A 10,291-nucleotide genomic window follows, 5' to 3' on the forward strand; every position below is an offset into this window, starting at 1 on the left:
CACCGGTACGCCCTGCTACCGCCCGCCGACGACCGCGTCCGAGGACGGCGCGGCCGGCTTCTTGCGGGTGCTCTTCGACTTCGCGGCAGGCTTGGGAATCAGCGACGCCAGCTCGCTGCCGGTGTCGTTCAGCCGGACCAGGAACGGGCGGGTCGGGGTGTAGCTGATGATCGTCGTCGAGGCGGTGTCCACCACGATCCGCTGGAACGTGTCCAGGTGCTGACCGAGCGCGTCGGCCACGATCGCCTTGATCACGTCGCCGTGCGACACCGCCACCCAGAGCGCGTCGGGGCCGTGGCTCGCGGCGAGGGCGGCGTCGTGGTCGCGGACCGCGTCCACTCCGCGTTGCTGCATGCCGCGCATCGACTCGCCGTTCGGGAACACCGCGGCCGACGGGTGCTGCTGGACCACCGGCCAGAGCGGGTCCTTCATCAGCGTGCTCAGCTTCTGCCCGGTCCAGTCGCCGTACCCGCACTCGGTCAGCCGCCGGTCGGTGGCCGGCCGCAGTCCGTCGTGCAACCGGGCGATCGCGGCCGCGGTCTGCTTGCACCGGTCGAGCGGGGAGGTGACGATCGCGGCCAGCGGCAGACCGGCGAGCCGCTCGGCGACCGCGGCGGCCTGCTGGACCCCGGTCTCGTCGAGCTTCACCCCCGGCGTCCGCCCGGCCAGGACACCGGAGGAGTTGGCACTGCTGCGACCGTGCCGGACCAGAATCACCGTGGGCATGCCCGCACGTTATCCGGTCCAGGCAAGTCCCGGTGCCATCATGGTGGGGTGATCGTCGACTGCGGGGTCTACGCCGGCGGAGAGCGGCAGGACCTGCCCAAGGACCCGGAGACCGTGGCCCAGGCCCTCGACGACGACGGGGAGTGCTTCGGCTGGGTCGGCCTGTACGAGCCGTCGCCGGCCGAACTGCGCCGGGTCCAGGACCTCTTCGGGCTGCACGAGCTCGCTGTCGAGGACGCGCTGAAAGCTCACCAGCGGCCCAAGGTCGAGCGGTACGGCGACTCGATCGTGGTCGTCCTGCGCACCCTCTGGTACGTCGACGAGGGCGACGCGGTCGAGACCGGCCAGGTCAGCGTCTTCGTCGGACGCCGGTACGTCGTGACCGTGCGGCACGGCGAGGGAGCTCCGCTGACGACGGCCCGCAAAGAGCTGGAGGAGCGCGCGTCCGTCCTCGGCCACGGCCCGCCCGCGGTGCTGTGGGCGATCTGCGACTCGGTGGTCGACGGGTACGAGACGGTCGCCGAGCAGGTCGAGATCGACGTCGACGAGGTGGAGGCCTCGGTCTTCTCCCCCGACCGGACCAGCGACGCCGAGCGGATCTACCTGCTCAAGCGCGAGGTGCTCGAGATGCGCCGCGCGATCGTCCCGCTCCGGGAGCCGATGGAGGGGTTCGCGCACGGCTCGGTCCCGCTGGTCAGCCCGGAGGCGGCCCCGTTCTTCCGCGACGTCGCGGACCACGTCGCCCGCGTCGCCGAGCAGACCGAGGGCATCGACACGTTGCTCAGCTCGGCGCTGAACGCCCACCTGGCCCGCGTCTCGGTCCAGCAGAACGACGACATGCGGAAGATCTCCGCGTGGGTCTGCATCGCTGCGGTCCCGACCACCGTGGCCGCGATCTACGGGATGAACTTCGACAACATGCCCGAGCTGCGCTGGTACTACGGCTACTTCGTCTGCGTCGGCGGCATGGCCGCGATCTGCGCGACCCTGTACGTCTTCTTCCGCCGGGTCGGCTGGCTCTGACCACCCCGGTCCGGCGCGGCCGGACCGGGGTACGGACGTCAGGTGGCCGTGATCGTGCTGGTGGCGAGCAGGATGATGATGACGATGCCGAGCAGGATCCGGTAGAGCGCGAAGACGCCCATCGTGTGCTTGGCGACGAAGCGGATCAGCCAGGCGACCGACGCGTAGCCGACGACGAAGCTGACCAGCGTGCCGACGACGACCGGGGCGACGCCGATGCTGCCGTCCAGCGCGGACGGGAGCTCGAAGATCGCGGCCCCGACCAGGGCCGGGATCCCGAGCAGGAAGGCCATCCGGGTCGCGGCGACCCGGTCCAGGCCGCGGAACAGGCCGGCCGTGATGGTGGCGCCGGAGCGGGACACGCCGGGGATCAGGGCGAGGCACTGCATCAGGCCCATCACGACCGCGTCGATCAGCGTGATCCGGGTCAGCGGCCGCGCCTTGCTGCCGAACCGTTCGGCCGCGACCATGAAGAACGACCAGACGATCAGCGACCCGGCCACCCACCACATACTGCGCAGCGGGCCGGAGATGATGTCGCGGGCGAGGAACCCGACGATGCAGATCGGCAGCGAGCCGACGATGACGAACCAGCCCATCCGGTGGTCGAACTCACCCCGGTGCTCGGGGTGCCGCAGGCCGCGGAACCAGGCCACGGCGTACGTCCGGATGTCCTTCCACATGAACAGCACCACGGCCGCGATCGCGCCGAACTGGATCACCGCGGTGAACGCGGTGACCGCCCGGTCGTCGATCGGCAGGCCGAGCGCCTTCGACGCGATGGTCAGGTGGCCGGTACTGGAGACCGGCAGGAACTCGGTCAGGCCCTCGACGATGCCGAGGATGATGGCGTCCCAGATGGTCATGGCGGTCAGTCACCGATCCCGGCGAGCTCGAGCGCCTCGGCGACGGTGCGCAGGTGCGCGATCCGCTCGTCCACGGTCGGCGCGAACGGGGTCAGCGCGACCGTGGTCGCCCCGGCCTCGGCGTACGCGGTGAGCTTGTCGGCGATCCGCTCCTTGCCGCCGAGCAGCGAGATCGCGTCGACGAAGCCCTGCGGGACGGCTGCCATCGCCTCCCGGTGCTTGCGGGCCAGGTACAGGTCCTGGATCTCCTTGGCCTCGTCGGCGTACCCCATCCGGACCGCCAGCTGGTTGTAGAAGTTCTTCTCCCGGCTGCCCATCCCGCCGACGTACAGCGCGGCGTACCCACGGATCGGGTCCGCGCCGGCGGTGAGGTCGTCGCCGACCACGACCGGGGTGGACACCACGGTGTCGAAGCCGGTCAGGCCGAGGCCGGGTTGACGGGTCTCGCGGCCCGCCCTGATGTGGTTCAACTGCTCTCCAAGATACGAGGGGTCGTTCAGGATGCCGAGCCAGCCGTCGGCGATCTCGCCGGCCAGCTCGAGGTTCTTCGGCCCGACCGCGGCCAGGTAGACCGGGACATGATCGCGGACCGGCCGGATGGACAGCTTGAGCGCCTTGCCCGGGCCGTCGGGCAGCGGCAGGGTGAAGTGCCGGCCCTCGAACGCCACGGTCTCGCGCCGGAGCGCGGCGTCCACGATCGCGACGTACTCCCGGGTCCGCTCCAGCGGCTTGCCGAACCGGACGCCGTGCCAGCCCTCGGACACCTGTGGCCCGGACACGCCGAGGCCGAGCCGGAACCGGCCGCCGGACAGCTTGTCCAGGGTGGCGGCGGTCATCGCGGTCATCGCCGGCGTCCGGGCCGGGATCTGGAACACCGCCGCGCCGACGTCGATGGCCGAGGTCTGGGCGGCGATCCAGGTCAGCAGCGTGGCGGCGTCCGAGCCGTACGCCTCCGCGGCCCAGGTGACCGAGAACCCGAGCCGTTCGGCCTCCTTCACCAGCCTCAGATGATCCAGATGGTCGTCGCCACCGAGCACGAAGCCGATGTTGAGTCCGAGTCGCATGACAGGCGAGCCTAACGAGCCGTTGTCGGTGCCCCGCAATAGGCTCGGACCATGCAACAGCGCTATCTCGGTCACAGTGGTCTCGCGGTGAGCAGGCTCGGCCTGGGCACCATGTCCTGGGGCCGCGACACCGACGAGCACGAGGCGCGCGAGCAGCTCGCCGCGTTCGTGTCCGCCGGCGGGACCCTGGTCGACACCGCGGCGGCGTACGGCGACGGCGACAGCGAGCGGCTGATCGGCAACCTGCTCGGCGACGTGGTCGACCGGGACGACCTGGTGATCGCGACCAAGGCGGGCTTCAGCGTCCGGCGCGGCGAGCGGATCACCGACACGTCCCGTGGTGCCCTGCTCCGCGACCTGGAGGGCTCGCTCCGCCGGCTGAACGTCGACCACATCGACCTGTGGCAACTGCACACCTGGTCCGACGACGTGCCGCTGGAGGAGACCCTCTCCGCCCTCGACCACGCGGTCAGCTCCGGCAAGGTCCGCTACGTCGGGGTCTCCAACTACGCCGGCTGGAAGTCCGCCCGCGCGGTCACCTGGCAGCAGGCCTGGCCCGGCCGCGCCGTCCCGGTGTCGAACCAGGTGGAGTACTCCCTGCTCGCCCGCGAGGCCGAGACGGACGCCCTGCGCGCGGCCGGCGGTCTCGGGATCGGCGTGCTCGCGTGGTCGCCACTCGGTCGCGGCGTGTTGACCGGGAAGTACCGCACCGGCATCCCGGCCGACTCCCGGGCGGCGTCTCAGCATCTGTCCAGATTCGTCGACCCCTACCTGGACGGCCGCGGTTCGGGCATCGTGGAAGCCGTGGCCCGGGCCGCCGACGGGCTCGGCTGGACCCCGCTCGAGGTCGCCCTGACCTGGGTCCGGGACCGGCCGGGCGTGACGGCGGCGATCGTCGGGGCGCGGACGACGATGCAGCTCAAGTCGGTGCTGGGCACGGAGGAGCTCACCCTCCCGCCGGCCATCGTGGCCGCGCTGGAGGATGTGTCGTGAGGTGTGTGAGGTAGGCCGGAAGGTGTGGAGGTGCGGATGGCCGAATACGAACTGCAGCAGTTCGAGGTGTCCAGGACGGAGTCCCGCGGTGCGGTCCGCAAGCTGCTGACCGAGCACGCGGAGTACGGCGGCTGGGAGCTCGCCCGGCTCCGTCGCTACCCGGACGGCACCCGCAGGGTCTGGCTCCGCCGCCGCATCATCCGGGTGATGCGGACCCTCTGACCGTCAGACGTTCGGTTGGATGTCCACCGCCTCGTCAGGCCGCGTGGTGGTCCAGATTTCGGACCTGCCCCGGAATCTGACTGGGCTGGTGGGGCTTCTTCAGCAGGATTCCGAGCGCGACCACCGAGGTGAGGGCCCCGGCGCCTATCAGGGTCGGCTCGGCGCCCACCGCGGCGATGATCGGTCCACCGACCAGCAGACCGGCCGAGCTGCTCGCGCTCACGACCACGCTCTGCCCGGAGAGCAACGCCCGCCGCTCGGCCCCTTCCGACGACCTGGTGATGAGCATCGAGATCGCCGCGATCCCGAGCACCACGGTGACCCCCGACAACGCGGCCAGGACGGTCACCGCGGCCGGCGTGGTCCACACCCCCATCCCGATCCAGCACAGCCCCATCACGAACCACGCGACCGCGGCGAGCGGTACCGGCGGGATCCGGCGAATCACGGCCAGCGTGACCGCGGTACCAGCGAGCGCGCCGACGCCGTACCCGCTCATCCCGGCCGCGAGGTACACGCCCGGCTGACCGCGTTGGGCCCCGATCACGGACAGGCCGAGGGTGAACGCGAACCAGGTGAGGCATCCGGTCCCGCGCGCGATCCAGCCGTACAGCACATCGGGCCGACCCTGCAAGCTCGCGCGGATCGACGGAGCTACCACCTCCTGCGGCGCCCGCTCGGCCTTGACCGTACAAGCGAGCAGACCGGCGACGAGGACAGCGGCCGCCTCGATCCAGAGCAGCGTGTCCGTGAACCCGGCGGCGATCGCGAACGCCCCGATCGGTGGACCGATGAGCATGCCGATCCGGCGGAGCCCGTCCTGCCAGGTGAGCAGGACGACCGCCTTGTCCGGGCCCCACCGGTCGCCCGTATCGGCGAGCAGGGCGGAGCGGCCCGGGTTCGACAGGGCGTCGCCGAAGCCGAGGAGCAGGCCGCTCATCACGAGCAGGGCCGGCTGGAGTACCCCGAGCGCGGCCGTCGCCGGTACGGTCGCCAGCGCCATCGCGGAGAAGGCCGCGACCACCGCGAGCCGCGGTCCGGAGTCGACCCATTGCCTGGCCTTGCGCGCCCACCACGGCGAGAGCAGGACCGGTACTCCGGCCGCTCCGCCCACCAGGCCCGTCGCGGCCACCGAGCCGGTCTCCTGCAGGACGACGAGCGGCAGCGCGACCTGCGTTATCCGGTACGCCAGGTCCGCCGTCCCACTTCCGGCCAGCAACGCCAGCGCCTCGCTCCGAGCTCTCACGCCTTCGATTGTTGGGATTCCGGTCCCGCGCCGGTAGGTAGCCGTTGCCCTGATCAACTCATAAGCTGAGCCTATGACCACCCTGCCGTCGGTCGAGGACCTGCGCCTCGTGCTCGCGATCAGCCGGTCCGGATCGCTGGGGACCGCGGCGCGCGACCTACGGATCTCGCAGCCGTCGGCGTCACAACGGCTGGCCCGGATCGAGCGCAGCTGCGAGACCCGGCTGTTCGAACGCGACACCCGCGGCGCCCGGCCGACCCCGGCCGGCCGCGAGCTCAGCCGCCGGGCCGAACACATCCTCGGCCACCTCGAGCAGGTGTACGAGGCGACCAGGGCGGCAGGGACCACGGACCGCCTGGTGGTCGGGACATTCGCGAGCCTGGCCGCGAACTTCTTCCCGGTCCTGGACGCCGAGCTGCCCGACCTGGACATCCTCCAGCAGGTCGACCACGGGCACGTCCTGGTCGACTGGGTCGCCGAAGGCACGATGGACGCCTGCTTCATCGCGATCGCGGACCAGCTGACGCTCCCCCGCGGCACGGTCTCCCGCCGGGTCGGCCGGGACGAGCTCGTCCTCTTCGTCCCCGCCGGAGTCACCCCGCCCGGCCGGGGCAAGCAGCCGCTGAAGGACCGGCAGATCCCGTTCTCCACCTACGACCGCGGCGCGGACGAACTCCGGGACCGGCTCATCTCCCTCGGTGCCCAGGCCCGCCGCGGCGTCACCCTCGGGACCACGGTCGCGATGGCCCGCCGACGGTCCCACCTGGCCCTGGTCCCGCGGAGCGCGCTCGCCACCGAACTCCAGCCGGGCGAACGCCTCGTCCCCGCGCCCTTCACCTACCGGCTGACGCTGTCCATGGTCACCCGGTCCACGCCGCCGCGACCGCTGACCACGGTGCTCCCCCGGCTGCGGACGGCGCTGAACCTGACCCGCTGATCAGACGCTGCGCAGGACCGACACGACGACTCCGAGCACGGTGGCCCGGTCCCCGTCGATCACCTCGTACGCCGGGTTGCGCGGCTCGAGGTACACGTGGCCGTTACGGCGCCGGTACACCTTGACGGTGGCCTCCTCGTCGATCATCGCGGCCACGATCTGACCCGAGTGCGCCTCGGACTGCTGCCGGACCACGACGATGTCCCCGTCGCAGATAGCGGCGTCGATCATCGACTCACCGCGCACCCGCAGGCCGAACACGGTACCCCGGCCGGTCAGGCCACGGGGCAGCTCGAGCACGTCGTCCACGTGCTCGACGGCCGAGATCGGCGTACCGGCCGCGATGTCACCGACGACGGGGACGGGGACCGAGGTGTCGCTGCCGGAGTCCCGGGTCGCGGTGTCGCGGAGGAACAGCCGGACGTCGATCGGCCGGGACACGGACTCGCCCCGACGGAGGAACCCGCGCTCCTCCAGGCTCGCCAGGTGCTTCGACACCGACGACGAGGACCGCAGCCCGACCGCGTCACCGATCTGCCGGGTGCTCGGCGAGTACCCGTGCTGGACCACCCAGTCCCGGATCACGGCCAGGATTCGCTGCTGCCTCGGCGGCAGGGTCGAGGTGTCCAGGAAGTCGAGGTCGGGATCGCCGTAGGAGGTCACCCGCAGGATCGTAGAGGGCCCCTCCCCCAAAACCCGTCAGGCTTGGCCGAGGAACCGGTCCAGGACCCGGCTGCCGAACTCCAGCGACGCCGTCGGGACCCGCTCGTCGATGCCGTGGAACATGCCCATGAAGTCCAGGTCGGGCGGCAGCTGCAGCGGGACGAAGCCGAAGCAGCGCACTCCGAGCCGGGACCACGACTTCGCGTCCGTGCCGCCCGACATCAGCAGCGGCGCGGTCCGGCTCTGCGGGTCCTCGGCGGCCAGGCACGCCTTCATCGCCTCGACCAGGTCGCCGCTGAACTCGGTCTCCAGGGCGATGTCCTCGATCACCGTCTCGCGCTGCACCTTGTCCCCGAGCAGCTCGTCGATGGTGGCGAAGAACTCCGCCTCGTGCCCGGGCAGGAACCGCCCGTCCACGTGCGCCTCGGCGTCCCCGGGGATCACGTTCACCTTGTACCCGGCGTTCAGCATCGTCGGGTTCGCGGTGTTGCGGATCGTCGCCCCGAACATCCGGCTGAAGCTGCCCAGCTTGGCCAGCGTCGCGGTCATGTCCTCGGGGTCCAGCTCGGTGCCGAGCAGGTCCTCCAGCGTCGCGAGGAACTCCCGCACGGTCGGCGTCACCCGCAACGGCCACTCGTGGTTGCCGATCCGGGTGACCGCCTCGACCAGGTTCGTCACCGCGTTGTCGTCGTTCACCATCGAGCCGTGGCCCGCCGTCCCCCGGGCCTTCAGGCGCATCCAGTTCATGCCCTTCTCGGCCGTCTCGATCAGGTACAGCCGCAGGTCGTCCTTCACGGTCAGCGAGAACCCGCCGACCTCGCCGATCCCCTCGGTACAGTCCGCGACCGTCTCCGGGTGGTTGTTGATCAGCCACTGCGCCCCGTACAGCCCGCCGGCCTCCTCATCCGCGGTGAACACCAGCCGCACGGGCCGCCGCGGCTTCACCCCGGCCCGCTGCCGTGCCCGGACCACGGACAGCACCATCGCGTCGAAGTCCTTCATGTCGACCGCACCCCGGCCCCACACGCACCCGTCGAAGACCTCGCCCGCGAACGGGTCCACCTTCCAGTCCTTCGGATCCGCCGGCACCACGTCCAGGTGCCCGTGCACGAGCAACGGGTCAGCGCTCTGGTCCTCCCCCTCCCAGTGCGCCACCAACGTCGCCCGCCCCGGCTCCGACTCGTAGATCGTCGACTCGATCCCGACCTCGTCGAGCTTGTCCGCGACGTACTCCGCGGCCATCCGCTCCCCGTTGCTCTTCCCGTTGCCGTAGTTCGTCGTGTCGAACCGGATCAGCTCCCGGCACAGCTCCACCACCTCGGCATCAGCGGCGTACGAGGGTCCCTCAGGCGTCGTCGGAGAAGTCATGCCCCCATCCTCCCCTGCCCGATGTGAATTTCACCCGTGGGGTTTGCTACTGTTCTCCGGTCAGCGTCACTCGGGCCAAGCCAGAGCGACAAAGACCACTCGTCCGGGTGGCGGAATAGGCAGACGCGCTAGCTTGAGGTGCTAGTGCCCGTTTTAGGGCGTGGGGGTTCAAGTCCCCCCTCGGACACCATACTTAGCCCCACGATCCCCTAAGGGATCGATCTCTACGCCGACCATAGTTGGTCACGACTTAGGACGTGCTGCTCAGGCAGCGCTGCCAGCCCGCTCCGCAACCTGCTTCTCGGCCGCTACCGCGTTGTACTGATCCCGCAGTTCGGCCGGATCCCACCCCGCTTCGAGCGCTTCCGGGCCCGATCCATGGTGACCTTTGCCGCACGGACACGCCCACAAAGTTCCTCGACATACGCGGCACGACCATCCTCGCCCTCAGCATCGATCAGAAGTGCCTCGATCGTGGCTTCTCGGTGTGCCGGATCGAACAGCGTCCCGACCCACCGATTCAGCGCCGGTACGACGACGTCCTCCCGCAGATAGATCTGCCGAGGATGCGCCAACGCGGCCGCCGACCCCGGCACTAACTTACGAGCATTGCACCGGTGGTACAACGTCTCCGCATGCCGCGCGGCCCCCTCCATGTTCCGACTACACATCGAGCACTTGATCCGCCCCCGAAGCACATAGACCCGCCGCGACGGCGAGCGCCTCCGAGGCCCGCTCGACCACCCCTTCGCCCCACCCACCCGACACCGCCGCTTCTCAAGCTCCGCCGCCGTGAAGACCTCGACCGAACCGATCTCCGGATGCGTCGGCCGCCGCGACCGCACGATCTTCGCCTGCGGCGACCGGCGAAACTTCACCACGTAACCAGCGTCAACGTCATCCGGGTCGACCAGCTCCTCGACCTTTTGCCACCGCCCATAGATCGCGTACCCGGTGTACCGCGGATTCTCGAGAACCGCAGCAATCGTGCTGTGCTGCCACCCATCCATGATCCGGTGCCGGTTCTGCTCCGGTGTATGCGCCGACGGACACGGCACACTCTCCCGATTCAGCTGCTCCGCGATCGCCTTCCGCCCCCACCCTTCGAGGTACATCGCGAAGACCCGCCGTACGACGGCCGCCGCGACCTCATCGACAACCATGACCCGCATCCGCTGCCCCT

At 70.4% G+C, this 10,291-nt stretch carries 11 protein-coding genes and 1 tRNA gene; 5 read left to right on the forward strand and 7 right to left on the reverse strand.

The window, feature by feature from the left end; all coding sequences use genetic code 11:
- Nucleotides 1-15: 15 nt before the first annotated feature.
- On the reverse strand, nt 16-726 hold the full coding sequence (locus FB561_RS28135; protein WP_145811840.1) for a histidine phosphatase family protein: 711 nt from the start codon (nt 724-726) through the stop codon (nt 16-18).
- Nucleotides 727-774: 48 nt separating this feature from the next.
- Here FB561_RS28135 and corA point away from each other — a divergent pair, with 48 nt between their 5' ends.
- Complete coding sequence (gene corA, locus FB561_RS28140) at nt 775-1,749, forward strand: magnesium/cobalt transporter CorA (RefSeq protein ID WP_145811842.1); 975 nt, start codon at nt 775-777, stop codon at nt 1,747-1,749.
- Between the two features lie 38 nt (nt 1,750-1,787).
- Here corA and FB561_RS28145 read toward each other — a convergent pair whose 3' ends face one another.
- Complete coding sequence (locus FB561_RS28145) at nt 1,788-2,615, reverse strand: undecaprenyl-diphosphate phosphatase (RefSeq protein WP_145811845.1); 828 nt, start codon at nt 2,613-2,615, stop codon at nt 1,788-1,790.
- A gap of 5 nt (nt 2,616-2,620) precedes the next feature.
- On the reverse strand, nt 2,621-3,679 hold the full coding sequence (locus FB561_RS28150; RefSeq protein ID WP_145811848.1) for an LLM class F420-dependent oxidoreductase: 1,059 nt from the start codon (nt 3,677-3,679) through the stop codon (nt 2,621-2,623).
- Between the two features lie 51 nt (nt 3,680-3,730).
- On the opposite strand from FB561_RS28150, the gene FB561_RS28155 reads away from it, so the two are divergent.
- Together FB561_RS28155 and FB561_RS28160 are read left to right on the forward strand one after the other, a co-directional pair.
- Nucleotides 3,731-4,672 (forward strand): aldo/keto reductase, encoded by a 942-nt coding sequence (locus FB561_RS28155; protein WP_145811850.1) that lies wholly within the window; start codon nt 3,731-3,733, stop codon nt 4,670-4,672.
- A gap of 36 nt (nt 4,673-4,708) precedes the next feature.
- Nucleotides 4,709-4,894, forward strand: coding sequence for a DUF5703 family protein (locus FB561_RS28160; protein ID WP_145811853.1), 186 nt, complete (start codon nt 4,709-4,711; stop codon nt 4,892-4,894).
- A 34-nt stretch (nt 4,895-4,928) separates the two neighbouring features.
- Here FB561_RS28160 and FB561_RS28165 read toward each other — a convergent pair whose 3' ends face one another.
- Nucleotides 4,929-6,140 carry an MFS transporter gene (locus tag FB561_RS28165; RefSeq protein WP_145811855.1) on the reverse strand — a complete coding sequence of 404 codons (1,212 nt, stop codon included), beginning with the start codon at nt 6,138-6,140 and terminating at the stop codon, nt 4,929-4,931.
- Between the two features lie 73 nt (nt 6,141-6,213).
- Between FB561_RS28165 and FB561_RS28170 the strand changes: the two genes are divergently transcribed.
- Nucleotides 6,214-7,077 (forward strand): LysR family transcriptional regulator, encoded by an 864-nt coding sequence (locus FB561_RS28170; RefSeq protein ID WP_145811856.1) that lies wholly within the window; start codon nt 6,214-6,216, stop codon nt 7,075-7,077.
- On the opposite strand, the gene lexA is transcribed toward FB561_RS28170, so the two are convergent.
- Entirely contained in the window at nt 7,078-7,740 is a 663-nt protein-coding gene (lexA, locus tag FB561_RS28175; RefSeq protein WP_145811863.1) for a transcriptional repressor LexA, read from the reverse strand.
- Between the two features lie 36 nt (nt 7,741-7,776).
- Nucleotides 7,777-9,108, reverse strand: coding sequence for a M20/M25/M40 family metallo-hydrolase (locus FB561_RS28180; protein ID WP_145811871.1), 1,332 nt, complete (start codon nt 9,106-9,108; stop codon nt 7,777-7,779).
- A gap of 101 nt (nt 9,109-9,209) precedes the next feature.
- On the opposite strand from FB561_RS28180, the gene FB561_RS28185 reads away from it, so the two are divergent.
- Nucleotides 9,210-9,298: transfer RNA gene (locus FB561_RS28185), tRNA-Leu, on the forward strand.
- Between the two features lie 118 nt (nt 9,299-9,416).
- Here FB561_RS28185 and FB561_RS28190 read toward each other — a convergent pair.
- Nucleotides 9,417-10,271, reverse strand: coding sequence for a recombinase family protein (locus FB561_RS28190; protein WP_170284781.1), 855 nt, complete (start codon nt 10,269-10,271; stop codon nt 9,417-9,419).
- Nucleotides 10,272-10,291 lie beyond the last annotated feature (20 nt).

Origin of the sequence: Kribbella amoyensis, assembly GCF_007828865.1 — a bacterium.
Lineage (GTDB): Bacteria > Actinomycetota > Actinomycetes > Propionibacteriales > Kribbellaceae > Kribbella > Kribbella amoyensis.

Bases quoted from the DNA above. Each gene is read 5' to 3' on its own strand.
- FB561_RS28190 (WP_170284781.1), bottom strand. From the start codon at position 10,271: ATGGTTGTCGATGAGGTCGCGGCGGCCGTCGTACGGCGGGTCTTCGCG.
- FB561_RS28135 (WP_145811840.1), bottom strand. From the start codon at position 726: ATGCCCACGGTGATTCTGGTCCGGCACGGTCGCAGCAGTGCCAACTCC.
- FB561_RS28145 (WP_145811845.1), bottom strand. From the start codon at position 2,615: ATGACCATCTGGGACGCCATCATCCTCGGCATCGTCGAGGGCCTGACC.
- FB561_RS28180 (WP_145811871.1), bottom strand. From the start codon at position 9,108: ATGACTTCTCCGACGACGCCTGAGGGACCCTCGTACGCCGCTGATGCC.
- FB561_RS28170 (WP_145811856.1), top strand. From the start codon at position 6,214: ATGACCACCCTGCCGTCGGTCGAGGACCTGCGCCTCGTGCTCGCGATC.
- FB561_RS28155 (WP_145811850.1), top strand. From the start codon at position 3,731: ATGCAACAGCGCTATCTCGGTCACAGTGGTCTCGCGGTGAGCAGGCTC.
- FB561_RS28150 (WP_145811848.1), bottom strand. From the start codon at position 3,679: ATGCGACTCGGACTCAACATCGGCTTCGTGCTCGGTGGCGACGACCAT.
- FB561_RS28160 (WP_145811853.1), top strand. From the start codon at position 4,709: ATGGCCGAATACGAACTGCAGCAGTTCGAGGTGTCCAGGACGGAGTCC.